Source organism: Pseudomonas sp. B33.4 (assembly GCF_034555375.1).
Taxonomy (GTDB): Bacteria; Pseudomonadota; Gammaproteobacteria; order Pseudomonadales; family Pseudomonadaceae; genus Aquipseudomonas.
Window position 1 is genome coordinate 3,310,007 of sequence record NZ_CP140706.1, and the last position, 15,719, is coordinate 3,325,725.

The following is a 15,719-nucleotide window of genomic DNA, read 5'->3' on the forward strand; positions in this document are numbered from 1 at the left end:
AAGGCATCAATAGAGTGCGCTCGGCAGGCAGATGCGCTTGCCGCGCGCCTCAATTGAACCCAGGCAAGTGTCGAAGTCCTCCCGTCACTTTGCCAACGCTGGAGATAAGAACCATGGATCTGCAACTTGCGGGCAAAACCGCCATTATCACCGGCGCGACGGCCGGGATCGGCCTGGCTATCGCTAAAACCCTGGCCAGCGAAGGTGCGGTCGTCACCATCACCGGGCGCAGTGCCGACAAGCTCGAAGGCGCCGCTTCGAAGATCTCTGCTGCCGCTCCGGGCAGCCATGTGAAAACCGTTCTTGCTGATGTCAGCGAAACTGAGGGGGTAGCCAAGCTCATCGCAGCTCAGCCAGACACCGACATTCTGGTGAACAACCTTGGCTTTTACGAAGCCAAGCCATTTGCCGAAATCACCGATGAAGACTGGTATCGCATGCTGGACGTCAACGTGATGTCGGGCGTGCGTCTGTCACGCCATTACTTCGCAGGCATGCTCGCGAAAAATTGGGGTCGCGTCATTTTTATGTCTAGCGAGGTCGGCGCCTTCACCCCGCCAGACATGGTGCATTACGGTGTCAGCAAATCCGCCCAGCTCGCTGTTTCCCGCGGCATGGCCGAACTGACAAAGGGCACAGGCGTGACCGTCAATAGCGTGCTGCCGGCGGCGACTCGTTCGGAGGGCATCGTCGATTACCTGCGCCAAACCGCTCCGCAACCCGGGATGAGCGATGCCGAAATCGAAGCGCATTTCTTCAACACTTATCGCCCCAGCTCGCTGATCGCGCGAATGATCGAGGCCGAGGAAGTGGCGGCAATGGTTGCCCTGCTGGCGAGTCCGCTGGGTGCCGCTTCCAATGGTGCCGCTGTGCGTGTCGAGGGTGGAACCTTTCGCTCGATTCTCTGAGCACACAGTGCAGCGCTCTGTCAGTGCACGCTGACCGTCACGACGCCATCCAAAACGAACAACGGTGACCATCTTGTCCTATCGTCCGCTCTCCTTGCCCCTCTTCACGTTGGCATTTGCCGTCACATTCTGTCAGCACGCCGGCGCGGCCGAAGAAACCCGACTGGAACGCTGGCGCAGTTACGCCGGTGTGAGTTGGGAGGCTTCACCTTCTCAAGTGGCGGCAAAACCTTTCGTCGATTCGGTCAACGCCCCCATCGCGGGTTTGCATTTCGACGAACGAGGCACCGCTTTCGTCAGTACTCCGCGCCTGGCGTCAGCCTCTCTAACTGCGACGCTGAGCACGCTGGACACTCGCGTGAAAAGCGGCCCTGCACGTCTTGCAGCATTTCCGTCGGTGCAAGCCAATGCCATCTCGGGCTCGCCCGCAGATAGTCTGCGAAACGTATTGGGTTTTTACGTGGACAATCACAACGGCTGGCTTTGGGCTCTGGACATGGGATTTATCGCCGGCGAGTCCGAAGCTCCCGTGGGCAGCCAAAAAGTCCTGATCATCGATTTAAAGTCAGGGAGCATAGTCAAACGCATCAACCTTGACCCGGTAGCAGACCGCGCAGGGAGTCTTCTCAACGACATTACCGTTGATGAGAAACGGCGCGTGGCCTATCTGTCCGACAGCGGCTCCCGTAGCGCGCCGAATAACAAGGCCGGTCTGATCGTTGTCGATTTTGCTTCGGGCTCGGCTCGCCGTGTGTTGGACAGGCACCCTTCACTGAATATTGAACCAGGTGTGAATGTCGTCGCTCATGGCAAACCGGTCTGGCCTGGAAAACCCCTAATGATCGGCATCAACGGCGTTGCGCTGTCCCCGGATGGCGACACCCTTTACTGGACTGTCACTACCGGCACCCGCGCCCATTCGATTCCGACCGCGATGCTTCGAAATACGGATGCCGACACAGCGCAGGTCGCTTCCGTCATTGATGACCTGGGCGCCGTCGGTGGCAACACGGACGGGATCGTCACGGATGCCAAAGGCATTCTCTATATCACCGACGTCACACGCAATGGCATCGTCAAGTACGACCCACGCACCAAGGTCATGACGTTGATGGCAGCGGATGACAACGTGCACTGGCCGGATACGCCGACCTTCCTGCCTGACGGCGATCTTGTTTTCACTTCAAGCGCACTCAATGACCACCTCGCTGGGCAAGTCAGCCCGGGGGCTGAACGTTTTGACCTGTGGCGCCTACCACTGGCCGGTAACACGCCGGAAGCCGATCCGCTGCCTGAGTCCGAGGCGAGCCGCTGAAGCACCCTGACATTCGATTTTTCAGAGAGGAACCACATTGCCCTGCAATCGTGTCGACGCTCTCTGTTGCGTACAGAAATGAACCTGACTGCCCGCCAACAGACGGGCAACCGAGGAAAACGCCATGCAACAACGCAGTCAACCCACGCAAGAGTCCGCCACCAGACGCATTCTGGTCGGCTATCTCGGCCTGTATCCAACTCTGCTGCTGGTGCTGACGTTACTCGCGCCAGTGACCCACGACTTGAGTTTTCCTCTCATGGTACTGGTTGAAGTTGCGGTCTTGGTGCCCGTCACCCAGCTCGTATCTTTCCCGCTCGTCAGATGGCTGCTGTCCCGATTCAGGCGAGCCTGACGACGAGCCCGGATGCTTGCAACAAGCCTGAAAATTGATTTGGCCGCACGATTTTCGGCATCAACACAATTAGCCTGAGGAACGATCATGCAAACGCTAATGATCAATGGACAGTCACGCCAAGTCGACGTACCCGCAGATATGCCATTGCTTTGGGTCCTGCGCGATGTTTTGGGCATGACCGGAACCAAATATGGTTGCGGAATCGCTCAATGCGGCGTGTGTACCGTCCACCTGGACGGACAGCCTGTCCGCTCCTGCGTGATGCCGGTTGGCACTGTAGCGGGCCGCCAGATCACGACCATCGAAGCCATTGACCAGAACGCGGTTGGTCAGGCGGTGCAACAGGCGTGGCTAGAGCACGAAGTCGTGCAGTGCGGCTACTGCCAGTCCGGGCAGATCATGGCCGCTACCGCCTTGTTGCAAAACAACCCCAACCCAGATGACCAGGCCATTGATATGGCAATGGCGGGCAATCTTTGCCGTTGCGCCACTTATACCCGCATCCGCAGCGCCATCAAAAGCGTTGCTGGCCGCTGAAACAGGGAGGCAAACATCATGCGAGTACGCAAAAAAAACACTCTTGAGCTTTCCCGACGCCGCCTCCTGCTGGGGGGCAGCACCGCCCTTACGGGCCTGGTCCTGAGTAGCTGGCTTCCGCCTCTGGTGACGAAAAGCGCAGCCGCTGAAGCCGCCGCCGCAGGCCGTTTGGGCGATCGGTCCACTGATGGCTTTGGCGCATTTGTGCGCGTTGGTCATGACGGTCGAGTCACCGTGATATCTCCAAAAATCGAAATGGGCCAGGGCATGCAAACGGGCATCGCCATGATGGTCGCCGAGGAACTTGAGGTCGGTCTCGAACACGTCACCATTCAAGAAGCTCCACCGAACACGGCACTTTATGCCGACACGCTGATGCAGTTTCAGGCGACCGGTGGTTCGACATCGACGCGCTATACCTGGGAGCCATTGCGCCGCGCGGGCGCCACGGCCCGAATCCTGCTCGTCCAGGCTGCCGCACTGCGCTGGCACGTGGCCCCCAGCCTGTGTCGCGCCGACAACGGCCGGGTGCTTGGCCCCAATGGCCAGCACGCGAGCTACAGCGAACTGGTCGAAGTGGCTGCCACGCTACCGTTACCCAATGACGTACCGCTTAAGTCACCGGAGCAGTTCAAGCTTCTGGGCACCCCGGCGCGGCGTCTGGATACGCCGACAAAGGTCAACGGCAAGGCGCGATTCACCATAGATCTGCAGATCCCCGGCATGTTGATTGCTTCCACTGTCACTTGCCCGGTACATGGTGGCCGGTTGCGCTCCGTCGACGACCGCCAGGCATTGCAGGTATCCGGTGTGCGCGACATCGTGCGCCTGGATAACGCGGTTGCGGTTACTGCCAGCAGCTTTTGGGCTTGCCAGCAAGCGATCAAAGTCCTGCTAATCGAGTGGGATTTTGGACCGCACGCCAGCATCAATTCAGCGGAGCTTGATGATGCCTTGATCGAGGCCAGCAAACGCTCAGGCGTAATTGCCAGACACGAAGGCGATATCGATCAGGCCCGGCAACAATCAGCCAGTCAGTTCGAGGCCGTCTACGAACAAGCCATGTTGTCCCACTCGCCACTTGAACCTGTCAGTTGCGTGGCCCACGTGCGCCCGGACGGCTGTGATTTGTGGGTTGGAACCCAAGTGCCCGTGTTCGCTATGCAGACTGCTGCCAGGGTAACCGGGCTACCCGAAGACAAGATCCAGGTCCATAACCAGTTGATTGGCGGTGCATTCGGGCGACGCCTGGAGTTCGATTTCGTCACTCAGGCGGTCGCCATCGCTCAACAGGTCGATTACCCGATCAAACTGATCTGGAGTCGTGAAGAGGATATGACCCATGATCTTTACCGACCTCTATACGCCGACCGTCTCAATGCCGCGCTCGACGAGCAAGGTCGGCCAATCGGCTGGGAGCACCGTATTGCCGGAGCCTCGGTGCTCGCGCGTTACGTCGGCAGTCTGCCACCCAGTGGCGTAGATGCCGACGCCGTGGAGGTGGCAGTGGAACCTATCTACCACCTTCCGCACCTGCAGGTGCGCTATATCCGCCAGGACCCTGGTGTGGTGCCCGTATCCTGGTGGCGCGGGGTTGGTCCGCTGCGCAGCACCTATGCACTTGAATGCTTCATCGACGAGCTTGCCCATAACGCCAAGGCCGATCCGGTCGCCTATCGATTGAGCCTGATGGAACGTCAGCCACGTGCACAGGCAGTGTTGCGCCTGCTCGCCGAAAAAACCGACTGGGGCCATCCCCTCCCCGCCGGACAAGGACGAGGCATCGCGGTCAGCGCGGTGTTCGGCAGCTATGTGGCAACGCTGGTGGAGCTGGAGATGCAGGGTGACACCGCGTTTCGCATCAAGCGGCTCGTCAGCGCCGTGGACTGCGGTCTCGTCATTAATCCGACGTCAGTCATCGCCCAGATCGAAGGCGGCACCTTGTTTGGTCTGTCCGCCTCCCTGTTCAACGAAATCCTGATCAAGAACGGTCAGGTGCAGCAAACCAATTTCCATACCTACCGACAACTGCGAATCAGTGAAGCGCCACCGGTGGAAGTGCATTTGATCAGCAGTCTGGAAACACCGGGAGGAATAGGCGAAGCCGGCACCGCCCTGATCGGCCCCGCCCTGGTCAACGCCCTCTTCGCCGCCAGCGGAAAACGTATCCGTCGACTGCCGCTGAGCCGCATGGGCTACTACCCGGTTTAAGGAAACCTTTATGAAGCTGACAAACATCTTGCTCGCATTGTTTACAGGCGCGTTCGTTGCGCACTCGGCACAGGCGGACGAAGACCTGATCCGTCAAGGCGAGTACCTGGCCCGTGCTGCCGATTGTGTGGCTTGCCACAGCGTGTCAAACGGCAAGGCTTTTGCCGGTGGCGTGGAGTTCAAGTTGCCGTTCGGCTCGCTGTTCTCGCCAAACATCACGTCCGACAAGGAAACCGGCATCGGCAACTGGACTGACGATGAGTTCGTCAGTGCCCTGCAAAAAGGTGTCGGGCGCGACGGGAAACACTATTACCCAGCGTTTCCCTATACCTCTTACAGCAAGATGTCTCGTGAAGAGATCCTTGCCATCAAGGCCTACCTGGGAAGTCTGGAACCGGTACGGCAAGCCGCGCGGGAGAACGACATCGTCTTTCCGTTCAACCAGCGCTGGGGAATGTTCTTCTGGAACTTGCTGTTTCATGACGATGCGCCCTTTCAGGTCGATAGTCAGCGCTCCACAGAGTGGAATCGTGGCAAATATCTGGTTGAGGGGCCCGGGCACTGTGGTGAGTGTCATTCCCCGCGCAACCTGTTCCAGGCAGTAAGCAGCGACCGCTCCCTGGCTGGCAATCTGATCCAGGGCTGGAATGCCTATAACATCAGTTCCGACCCGGTGCACGGCGTCGGAGCCTGGCCCACCGAGAAGCTGGCTGACTATCTGAAAGAAGGCATGGCGCCGGGTTGGGGCGTAGCCGGGGGCCCGATGGCCGAGGTGGTTGAACACAGTCTGCGCCACCTGACGGATGCTGATCGTCGAGCGATTGCGGTGTACCTCAAGAACACACCGGCGCGCACCGAAGGCGTAGCGCGCCCGGCGCCGGGCAAGGTAACGGAGGAAGGAGATGAAAACCCGCTTGGTCGCAAGTTGTTCGCCGACGCCTGTGCCAGTTGCCACCGCTGGGACGGCAGCGGCAACCAGAGTCTGGCGGCCACGCTGACCGGGCTCAAGACTGTCAACGATCCTGCCGCCAGTAATCTGCTGGGCATGCTGCTTAGTGGACACGAATCACGAGATACCGCAGTGGATAGGCGAATGCCATCGTTTGGCACGCTCTATAGCGATCAGGAACTGGCCGCATTGTCGCGTTACATTCTCCGTCGCTTTGGGGACAGCGAAGCCCAGGTATCTGAACAGGCGGTTGCCAAGCGGCGTACCGAATCCCTGCATTGAGTGGAGTCAGACCATGTCGGATATAGATGCCTTACTCAATGCATTGAACACAGCACAAGACGCAGGCGAGGATTGCGTCCTGGCTACCGTGGTCAAGGTCGAAGGGTCCGCTTACCGGCGTACGGGTGCTCGCATGCTGGTTTCGCGTTTTGGACGTGCCGAAGGCACCATCAGTGGCGGTTGCCTTGAGGCAGCCGTGGCGAAAAAAGCCTGGTGGCTGACGGAGTCGGGCCCAGTCGTGCGCAGTTACAGCACCGCAACCGACGATGAGGATGGTGACGAGGCACTGAGTTTTGGTCTGGGCTGCAACGGCAAAGTACACGTTCTGTTCGAGCGCCTGCCCGCCAGCGGTACAAGCCTGCTGATAGACGTGCTGAAGCGGGTTCGCGAGACACAACAACCCGCCGCACTCGCAACAGTCATTGCCATCGACCCTCAGGACTCGCGTGCGACCGGCCAACGCTTGGTCCTGATGCAAGGGCAACGGGTCACGGGCGATATTGCCTGCGACGCTCTCGCCGATCAGATCAGCAGCGATCTGCAGAGGGTGTTGGAGCAAAAGAGATCCTCACTTCACCACTACATCAACGGCCAGGAAACAATCGAAGTCTTCCTCGAGTACCTCCACCCTGCCCGTCGCCTGGTGATTTTTGGCGGTGGTCATGATGCTCAGCCTCTCGTGCGCATGGCGAAGCTGCTGGGTTGGCACGTGTCAGTGGTCGATAGCCGTGCACATTTCGCGCGGCCTGAGCGTTTCCCAGAAGCCGACTTGGTGATCGTCGGCGATATCAACCGCCCATTCGCCTATGGCGAACTGGTGGAACAGGCTGCGGTGGCGGTCATGACCCACAGCCTGATTCAGGATGCGCACTGGCTGGATGGCGTACTGCTCAGCCGGCCAAGTTACATCGGTCAGTTGGGCCCACGCGAAAGAACCGAGCGTCTGCTGGCTGACATCTGTAGTCGCCGAGGGACGTTGTCGACGCTCGATTCTCTGCACTACCCGATCGGACTCGACCTGGGCGGCGACACGCCTCAAAGCGTCGCCATCGCTGTCCTGGCGGAAATTCAGGCAAGCCTCAATGGTCGCTCAGGCGGCAATCTGCGACTCAGACCCACGAAAATACACGACATCGACCCGATGGCCGTCAGCAACCTGGTCACGCGGGACACCGAATCAGAAGCTGATCAGCTCTTGGCAATGCAGCGCTGACGAATTCATCCACCAACGAGAAGTGACTCACCATGAATCAGGAAATACGCGTAGTAGCGGTACTGCTGGCCCGAGAAGGCAAAGAAGATCAGGTCGAACAGGTTCTTAGAGCCTGCGTCCAGCCGTCGCGAGCGGAAGCCGGCTGTCTGGCCTATTCGTTACATCGGAGCCTGGATAATGCGAGACAGTTCGTATTCTTCGAGCGCTGGACCAGCCGTGAAGCGATAGAGCTACACCGTCAGATGCCCCATTACAAAACATTGGCCAACGGGCTAATCGATTTGCTGGTCGACCGCCAGGTGCATCTACTAGAGGAGCTTGCTGATAGTCCGGAGTCATGATCCGCGCTTAAATGATGAGCGAGGTATGTTGATTTCAGTTCACAACACCTGTTCTAAAAATCATCGTTCTCCTCTTACAGTTTGAAAGGAATACTGCAGCTTTGGAGGGTGGAGCAAGGCGAGCTACCCAAGGTATGTCGCCGGATCGTAATGGCTTCGTTCCTTTTCAACATGAGGACAAACGATGCACGCTGATTTCGCCGCTTGGTCCTGGACCTCTGGCAGAGGTATCGAGGGCTTGAAATTGACTCGAAAGAAACTGGTGCAACCTGGTCCATCGGAAGTGCTTGTGGCCAACCGCGCACTTGCCCTTAACCCGGTGGACTGGAAAATCGTAGAGTGGGGCCATCCGGCCTGGCAGGATGGTCACGTTCCCGGTGTCGACGGTGCAGGCGTTGTCGTTGCGGCCGGTGCTGATGTTCCCATCAAACCCGGTACACGCGTGGCGTATCACCAATCGCTGGCGCGTGACGGCAGTTTCGCCGAGTTCTGCTTACTGGATGCCAGCACGGTGCTGGTCGTGCCGCCGGCGCTCGAGGATGGCATCGCGGCGTCGCTGCCCTGTCCAGGACTGACTGCTTGGCAAGCACTGGAAAAAGTACCGCAGGATTGTGGTGACGTGTTGGTAGTGGGTGCTGGTGGTGCAGTTGGCCTGTTGCTGGTGCAGTTGGCCGTAGAGCGCGGCTGTCGAGTATGGGCCACTGCGGCTCAAAGGCATCATTCAAAATTGAAGGCATTGGGCGTTGCCGGCGTTTTCGATTATAGGGGAGACAACTGGCAGCAAGCACTTCAAGCTGCTTTGGGGGATCGGCGATTGCAAGCCGTTTTTGATACTGTCAGCGGCGCTCATGCTGCCAGTCTCGCACCTCTGCTGGGCTACAACGGCCATTTGGTCTGCATCCAGGATCGTCAGGAAACCTCGCCACTTCCCGCCTTCAGTACCGCGATATCCTTACATGAAGTGGCGCTCAACAGCTTCCACGCCCATGCCAGTCTGAGTGATCGACAACGCCTGCGACATGCCGGGGAGCGTCTGTTGGCAAGCCTTCAGGATGGTCGTCTGACAATCCCCAAGCGTCAGTTTTTCGATTTCCGAAAACTCCCCGAGGCGTTGCTGGCCCTCAAGCAAGGTGGTGAAGGCGGGAAATGGATCGCCCGGCTGAACGAGTCGGATCCCGTAATGCTCGATTGACCGATGAAACTACGGCGCCTGAATCTCTCTTTTGGAGTCAGGGCGCCGGTAGGTTGCGGGAAACCATTCAGACTTCGGCCAGATTTTCCTTTTTCTCTAGCCAGTCAATCATCAGCTCACCCCAAGCGATATCAGCCTGCAACGCATTCTTGGCTCTGTCCGAATCGCGAGTGCGCAAGCCTTCCAATACTTCAAAATGCTTGTGTTTCGCGCTGGCCAGTTCAAACTTTGGCACCTCGGCATGAAACCGGCTGAGTAGCGGCCCCATGATGACCCACATGTTCTCCAGTGTCTTGGATACCACCGGCATGCGCGCGGCAGAGATCAACCCAAAGTGAAACTCCCGGTTCAATAGCGCAGCCTGTTTGTGATCGACTGAAACAGCCTTCTGGAATTTATCCTGAATGGCCTCGAGGTTCTCCAGCTCCGCTTTGGTAATGCGTTGGGCCGCCATGCCTGCCGCCTCGCCTTCCAGCAAATGACGAATCAGCTGGATTTCCCGGAGTTGGCTGACCGTCAACTCCGGGACATAAATCGAAGTGGCGGCCTTCATGTCCAGCGCATGGTCGCTGACCAGACGGAAAATCGCCTCGCGCACCGGAGTGATCGAAACACCAAACTCTTCCGCCAGGGTGCTGATGCGCAACCGGTCACCGGGTTGGTACTGCCCGTCCATCAACGCGGTGCGGATAATGGAATACACCCGTTCGCTCAGGTTGCCTTTATCAATAGGCTTATGCACGGTCACTGTTGCTCGATCTCCATCGTCGATTACTGTGCGTCAGACGGTAGACTTGTGAATCTACCGCCCTGAAGCGCCGAGAACGCATCATACATCATCATTTCGCAACTGCCACTCCGGCCACTGATCGGTTCAAATACGTGCGTCTTGCCGACCGACACCTTGCAATAGCACTGCAATGACAATAATCGCCCCCTTGATAATCTGTTGCGGATACGCCGGGACACTGAGCAAATTCATGATATTGCCAATCAGACCCAACACCAGTACACCTACCACCGTATAGAAAATCGTGCCTTTGCCGCCAGAAAGCAAGGCGCCACCGATCACGCAAGCAGCAATCGCGTCGAGTTCCAAGGCCATACCGGCACTGGGAGTGGCTACCCCCGAACGCGAGGCAATCACCACTCCGGCCAAAGCTGCGAGGCCACCACAAATACCGTAGGCCGCCAGCTTGTAACGCTCCACCGGAATGCCTGCCAGGCGCACCGCCGTTTCGTTGCTCCCGCTGGCGATGGTCAGGCGGCCATAGGTGTTGTAGCGCAGGATCAAGATAAAGACGACCGTCACCAATCCGGCCAGCCATACCGGCCAGGGAATACCCAGCACGCCGTCGGACAAACGTCCGAAATCACGCAGTAGTTGAGCACTGACGAGTTTGTCATCCAGCCGTTGCGGCTGGCCGTTGGACAGGATGAATGCCAAACCACGGGCAACGGTCATCATGGCCAGGGTCGCGATAAAAGGCGCCATGCGGAAGTACGCAACAAAGGTCCCCGTCACCAGCCCCATCAACACCCCGGCCACTACTGCGATTAACACTGCGAGTACCAGACCGGCACTACCATCAACCGGCAATACATTGAGGGTCATGGCAACTACAATTCCCCCAACGGCCGCTACCGATGCCACGGACAAGTCGATACCCGCCGTCAGGATCACGATCAACATGCCGATGCTTACCAGCAACAGCGGCGTCAGTTGGCGTAACAGGTTACCGAGGTTCTGATAGGTGAAGAAGTCCGCCGAGAGCATGCTCGCGACAACCACCAGCACTACCAGCATCACCAACGCGTTGTGCTCCAGAAACAGTCGCTGCAACGAGCGCTGGCGGGAGCGTGCCCCTCCCGCGTAACTGCTGTGCTGAACCAGCTCGGTCGTGGCCAGCTTGAGATCAGGGTTATTCATGGTGCTCGACTCCCATTGCCAGGCAAATCATTGCTTGTTCTTTAATACGCTCGCCCGACAATTCGCCGGCGATCGCGCCTTCACGCATGACCAGCACGCGATCGCACATCCCTATGATTTCCATCATTTCCGAAGAAACCATGATGATTGCCACACCCTGTTCGGCAAGCTCGTTGATGACCCGGTAGATCTCAGTCTTGGCGCCTACATCGACGCCACGGGTAGGCTCATCGAGAATCAGCACACGACAGCCGGCGCCGACCCATTTCATCAGTGCAACTTTTTGTTGATTACCGCCTGACAAGTCGCCCGCCAACTGCTCGATCGAATGGGTCTTCACTGCCAGTTGCTGACGCAAGGCTTCAATCCCACGGGTTTCCCGGCCGTTGGCAATCCAGCCCATGGATCCGCTGTAGGGACTGTCGGGGCGCAGCGCGCCATTGACCCGGATCGACATTTCCAACAGCACGCCCTGCTGCTTGCGGTCCTCGGGCAACAGGCCGATTCCATTGGCAATGGCTTCTCGGGGAGTTCGGTTGTGGACCTCCCGGCCATCCAGGCGCAAGGTACCGGAGCTCTTGCGGTCAGCACCGAAGATCGCACGCATGGATTCCGTACGCCCGGCGCCCACCAGTCCGCAGAAACCCAGGACTTCGCCAGCGCGCACCTCAAAGCTCACATCGCGCACCTGGCGCCCGGCGCACAAATGCTCGACCGTCAGCACCACCTCGCCGATCTGCGCCTGGCGTGCGGGAAACAGATCACTCAATTCACGACCGATCATCATCTGGATCAAGTCGCGCTCGGTAATATCGGCCAACTCCAAGGTGCCAACGGTTCTGCCATCCTTGAGCACAGTGGCACGGTTACAAAGACGAAAAATTTCGTCCATGCGGTGGGATACATAGACGATGCAAGCGCCTTTTCGGCGCAGTTCATCAAGGATCTTGAACAGCTTTTGCGCTTCATGAGAGGTCAGTACCGCCGTCGGTTCGTCGAAGACCAGTACCTTGGAGTTACGCGACAGTGCCTTGCAGATTTCTACGGCTTGCTGATACGCCACCGGCAATCTGCTGACAGGTTGGCTCACATCGATGTCACTGAAGCCCAACTCATCGAGAATTACCCGGGCTTTTTTACGCATGGATGCCCAACGTACGAGCCCCTTGTTCTTGCCCAGATCGTCAATGCAAATATTCTCGGCCACCGACAAATGCGGGGCCAGAGCAAACTCCTGGTAAATGATCGAGATCCCTAGGTTGAGGGCATCTCCGGGTTTGCGGATGTCGACTGTCTCACCGTTCAGGCTGACTGTGCCGGTATCGCGCACATAAGCTCCGGAGAGAATTTTCATCAAGGTGGATTTGCCAGCGCCGTTTTCACCCATCAGGGCGTGGATTTCTCCGGGCCGAGCTGAAAAACTGGCGTTGGCAAGGGCGCTGATGCCGCCGAACTTCTTGGAGATATCGAGCATCTCCACGGCAGGTTTGTGCATCGCATTCATTGTGTTCACCGTCTATAAAAACTGTCGCCATTCGGGCGCTGACTACTGTTTCAATACAGGTGCCAGTGCCCGGTTCATTCACGAGATCACTTCATCGCGGTTCTGATCTGCTCGATTGAGCGAAACGGCGGAACGGTGTCCGTGGATGGAGGCAAGCCATCAGCTTTGATGTAGGTATCGACGTTATCCGGCGTGATCAAGGTGACCGGAAAGTAGGACGCCAGTGGCAGGTTGTTGGCATCCAGGCCCTTGTCGAGAATCTGATGGATCAGCTCGATAGCGGCGACCCCGGTTTCCGATCCACTGTTCGTGGCAGTCACCAGCAATTTGCCCTGTTTGATCAAGTCCAGAGCCACGCGAAAACTGCCAGCGCCGGAGGCCACCATTACACTGTTGTTCTTGCCGGCGTTTTCCAGCGCATTGATCGCACCAATCGCAATGAAATCGTTCTCGGCCAGGACCAGATTGAGCTTGTCACCCTGGGACGAAAGAATGTCTTCGGTCGCCGCCAGGCCGCCCTCCTCCGTCCAGTCACCACGCCCCCAGGCCAACACGTTGAAACCACCCTCCGGCCAGTTGAAGCTGCCTTTGGCCTTGACCTGCTGGAACAGCTTGAAGCCCTTGAGCATTGCGTCTTCCTTGGACAATGCCAGTTTCCGCTCTTGCGATCGTGCATAGACAATCCCGGAGATCATGCCGTTGAGACGGCTTTCCGATGTAGAGTTGCCCATCACCCCAATGACCATTGCCGCGTTGATTTCCTTGGCCGGGTCGATCTTTGCTGCGATATAGCGCCCCGCCTCAAAACCACTGCCGTACGGGTTGCCGGTACTGGTAGTAATGACGGGCGCCCGCGCATCCGGAGCAGTGCCGACAGTTATGACGGGAATGCCAGCCGCCACTGCCCGCTCCACATCCGACACCGAGCCAAGTACGTCAGTCGGGTCGATCACGATCAGGTCGACCCCAAGGGTGATGAAGTTATCAACCTGGGCGCTCTGCTTGGCGACATCACTGTCTGCTACCTGCAGTTCGATGTCGTAGTTGTACTTTTTTGCGATCGTCTTCGAATCGTCGATCATCGAGACAAACCAAGGGTTGCCAAGGGTGATTTCGGTCCAGCCGATACGCAGACGCTCGCCCTTCTTTTTCAGCGGTAACCCTTTGTCGATGGAGATGCGATCCGGCATGTCGGGATCTACAACACCCGACAGCGCCGTATTCGGCATCAACGTATAGATTTCATGCTTCGGCGCTGCCCAGGCGTATGTACCAATAAGGCTTGCCAGGGCCAGCGTGGTGATCGAACGAACAGCTGACAGCTTCATAATTATTATTCTCCAGTGCGCTGATTTTGATCGGTGATGCGGGAGGCTCAGGCCAGATCAATCCAGGCGGACTTGAGTTCCGAGTACTTGTCGAGGGCATGCATCGAGCGGTCACGGCCATTGCCCGATTGTTTGTAGCCGCCGAACGGCATGGTGATGTCGCCACCATCGAAGCAGTTGACCCAGACGCTGCCGGCTCGCAAGGAGCGAACAATGGAGTGGGCGCGGGTCAGGTTGCTGGTCCAGAGGCTGGCAGCCAGCCCAAAAGGCGAGTCATTGGCGATGCGCACGGCCTCCAGGTGATCCCTGGCATGGATCACCGAGAGTACCGGTCCAAAAATCTCTTCACGGGCGATAGTCATGTCGTTGGTGACGTTGTCAAAAATTGTCGGCGGGATGAAGAACCCATCGGCCAGTGCACCGCCAACTCGCTCGCCCCCGAGAATGACTTGCGCGCCTTCTTCGCTTCCTTTCCGGATGTAGCCGAGTACGCGATCCATCTGCGCACGGTCAACCAACGCGCCCAACTGCGTGGCTGGATCGAGTGGGTCACCCACGGCAATGCTTCGTGCGACCTTCAACACCTCGGCGATGAACTCATCACCAATACCTTGCTCGACGATCAGTCGCGAGGGCGCCACGCAGACTTCGCCCTGATTGAAGAACATCGATCTGGCGGCCGTGGTGGCCGCTTTTTCCAGGTCATGGCAGTCATTGAGAATGATGTTCGGCGTCTTGCCACCGCACTCCAGCCACACCCGTTTCATGTTCGACTGCCCCGAGTACTGCAGGAACAGCTTTCCGACTTCACCGGAACCTGTGAACACCAGCGTATCGACATCCATGTGCAGGCCCAGTGCGCGTCCGGCCGTAGGACCAAAGCCGGGCAACACGTTGAACACACCCGGCGGGATACCTGCCTGGGCTGCCAGTTCGGCAATGCGCAAAGCCGTCAGCGGTGATTGTTCGGCAGGTTTGAGAATCACCGAATTGCCCATCGCCAACGCCGGGGCGACCTTCCACATGGCCATCAGCATCGGGAAATTCCATGGGGTCACCGCCGCCACCACACCGATGGCTTCGCGGGTGATCATGCCCAGCGCACCTGGGCCTGAAGGGGCAACTTCGTCGTAGACCTTATCGCAGCATTCGGCGTACCACTGCAGGCACTCGAGCACGGCGTGCACATCGAAACCACTGCTCTCAGAAACCGGTTTACCCATGTCCAGGGTTTCAAGCAGCGCCAACTCAGTCATGTGCTGCTCGAACAACGCAGCAAACCGCAACATGACTTTCTTGCGTTCCTTGGGTGCCAGTTGCGACCACACACCGCTATCAAATGCCTGGCGTGCGACCTTGACCGCGAGATCGACGTCTTCGGCCTGACAGGATGCAACCTGGTTCAGCACCTGTCCGTTGCGCGGGGAAATGTTGGTGAACGTTTCGCCGCTGAGCGCGTCGACAAAACGGCCATTGATAAAGGCTTGCCCCGGCAGAGTCAGGGTAGCGACGCGCTTTTGGACTGCAGCGATATCAACGAGGGTATTCATGCTTTTGCTTCTCCTGAGGCGTGTTCCCGAAACTGGTTTATTGATGGTTTTTGTGTTTTTCGAGCATGCAGATCCCTGCCGGCCCAATGACTGGGTCGGTG

General features: G+C 58.1%; 14 protein-coding genes. 9 read left to right on the plus strand and 5 right to left on the minus strand.

The features are described 5' to 3' along the window. The first annotated feature begins 113 nt into the window (after positions 1-113). The 9 genes from U6037_RS14475 to U6037_RS14515 all read left to right on the plus strand — a co-directional run bounded on the left by U6037_RS14475 (position 114) and on the right by U6037_RS14515 (position 9,306). Positions 114-908 (plus strand): SDR family oxidoreductase, encoded by a 795-nt coding sequence (locus U6037_RS14475; RefSeq protein ID WP_322843431.1) that lies wholly within the window; start codon positions 114-116, stop codon positions 906-908. Between the two features lie 73 nt (positions 909-981). Continuing rightward, positions 982-2,223, plus strand: a complete 1,242-nt coding sequence (locus U6037_RS14480) for an L-dopachrome tautomerase-related protein (protein ID WP_322843432.1) — start codon at positions 982-984, stop codon at positions 2,221-2,223. Positions 2,224-2,347: 124 nt separating this feature from the next. Continuing rightward, the gene (locus tag U6037_RS14485; protein ID WP_322843433.1) at positions 2,348-2,578 is read left to right on the plus strand and encodes a hypothetical protein; all 231 of its coding nucleotides are present in this window, start codon (positions 2,348-2,350) and stop codon (positions 2,576-2,578) included. A gap of 87 nt (positions 2,579-2,665) precedes the next feature. Next, positions 2,666-3,118, plus strand: coding sequence for a (2Fe-2S)-binding protein (locus U6037_RS14490; protein ID WP_322843434.1), 453 nt, complete (start codon positions 2,666-2,668; stop codon positions 3,116-3,118). A gap of 18 nt (positions 3,119-3,136) precedes the next feature. Then, entirely contained in the window at positions 3,137-5,329 is a 2,193-nt protein-coding gene (locus tag U6037_RS14495) for a xanthine dehydrogenase family protein molybdopterin-binding subunit (RefSeq protein ID WP_322843435.1), read from the plus strand. 10 nt (positions 5,330-5,339) lie between these two features. Next, positions 5,340-6,560: a cytochrome c gene (locus U6037_RS14500; RefSeq protein WP_322843436.1), complete on the plus strand. Its 1,221-nt coding sequence runs from the start codon at positions 5,340-5,342 to the stop codon at positions 6,558-6,560. 13 nt (positions 6,561-6,573) lie between these two features. Beyond that, complete coding sequence (locus U6037_RS14505) at positions 6,574-7,773, plus strand: XdhC family protein (protein ID WP_322843437.1); 1,200 nt, start codon at positions 6,574-6,576, stop codon at positions 7,771-7,773. A gap of 32 nt (positions 7,774-7,805) precedes the next feature. Further along, positions 7,806-8,114, plus strand: coding sequence for a putative quinol monooxygenase (locus tag U6037_RS14510; protein ID WP_322843438.1), 309 nt, complete (start codon positions 7,806-7,808; stop codon positions 8,112-8,114). Between the two features lie 184 nt (positions 8,115-8,298). Next, positions 8,299-9,306 carry a zinc-binding dehydrogenase gene (locus U6037_RS14515; RefSeq protein ID WP_179694943.1) on the plus strand — a complete coding sequence of 336 codons (1,008 nt, stop codon included), beginning with the start codon at positions 8,299-8,301 and terminating at the stop codon, positions 9,304-9,306. Between the two features lie 67 nt (positions 9,307-9,373). Here the strand turns inward: U6037_RS14515 and U6037_RS14520 are convergent, their stop codons facing one another. From U6037_RS14520 to U6037_RS14540, 5 genes are all read right to left on the minus strand, one after another. After that, positions 9,374-10,048, minus strand: a complete 675-nt coding sequence (locus U6037_RS14520; RefSeq protein ID WP_322843439.1) for a GntR family transcriptional regulator — start codon at positions 10,046-10,048, stop codon at positions 9,374-9,376. A gap of 132 nt (positions 10,049-10,180) precedes the next feature. Beyond that, positions 10,181-11,236: an ABC transporter permease gene (locus U6037_RS14525; protein WP_322843440.1), complete on the minus strand. Its 1,056-nt coding sequence runs from the start codon at positions 11,234-11,236 to the stop codon at positions 10,181-10,183. Next, positions 11,229-12,740, minus strand: coding sequence for a sugar ABC transporter ATP-binding protein (locus tag U6037_RS14530; protein ID WP_322843441.1), 1,512 nt, complete (start codon positions 12,738-12,740; stop codon positions 11,229-11,231). Before U6037_RS14530 ends, U6037_RS14525 begins: the two co-directional genes overlap by 8 nt. A gap of 86 nt (positions 12,741-12,826) precedes the next feature. Beyond that, entirely contained in the window at positions 12,827-14,068 is a 1,242-nt protein-coding gene (locus U6037_RS14535) for a sugar ABC transporter substrate-binding protein (RefSeq protein ID WP_179694946.1), read from the minus strand. Positions 14,069-14,115: 47 nt separating this feature from the next. Next, positions 14,116-15,618 (minus strand): aldehyde dehydrogenase, encoded by a 1,503-nt coding sequence (locus tag U6037_RS14540; protein ID WP_322843442.1) that lies wholly within the window; start codon positions 15,616-15,618, stop codon positions 14,116-14,118. Positions 15,619-15,719: the final 101 nt, after the last annotated feature.

Excerpts from the sequence above, each read along its gene's own strand:
- U6037_RS14530 (WP_322843441.1), bottom strand. The coding sequence starts at position 12,740 with ATGAATGCGATGCACAAACCTGCCGTGGAGATGCTCGATATCTCCAAG.
- U6037_RS14515 (WP_179694943.1), top strand. The coding sequence starts at position 8,299 with ATGCACGCTGATTTCGCCGCTTGGTCCTGGACCTCTGGCAGAGGTATC.
- U6037_RS14495 (WP_322843435.1), top strand. The coding sequence starts at position 3,137 with ATGCGAGTACGCAAAAAAAACACTCTTGAGCTTTCCCGACGCCGCCTC.
- U6037_RS14505 (WP_322843437.1), top strand. The coding sequence starts at position 6,574 with ATGTCGGATATAGATGCCTTACTCAATGCATTGAACACAGCACAAGAC.
- U6037_RS14490 (WP_322843434.1), top strand. The coding sequence starts at position 2,666 with ATGCAAACGCTAATGATCAATGGACAGTCACGCCAAGTCGACGTACCC.
- U6037_RS14535 (WP_179694946.1), bottom strand. The coding sequence starts at position 14,068 with ATGAAGCTGTCAGCTGTTCGTTCGATCACCACGCTGGCCCTGGCAAGC.
- U6037_RS14540 (WP_322843442.1), bottom strand. The coding sequence starts at position 15,618 with ATGAATACCCTCGTTGATATCGCTGCAGTCCAAAAGCGCGTCGCTACC.
- U6037_RS14485 (WP_322843433.1), top strand. The coding sequence starts at position 2,348 with ATGCAACAACGCAGTCAACCCACGCAAGAGTCCGCCACCAGACGCATT.
- U6037_RS14475 (WP_322843431.1), top strand. The coding sequence starts at position 114 with ATGGATCTGCAACTTGCGGGCAAAACCGCCATTATCACCGGCGCGACG.
- U6037_RS14510 (WP_322843438.1), top strand. The coding sequence starts at position 7,806 with ATGAATCAGGAAATACGCGTAGTAGCGGTACTGCTGGCCCGAGAAGGC.
- U6037_RS14525 (WP_322843440.1), bottom strand. The coding sequence starts at position 11,236 with ATGAATAACCCTGATCTCAAGCTGGCCACGACCGAGCTGGTTCAGCAC.
- U6037_RS14500 (WP_322843436.1), top strand. The coding sequence starts at position 5,340 with ATGAAGCTGACAAACATCTTGCTCGCATTGTTTACAGGCGCGTTCGTT.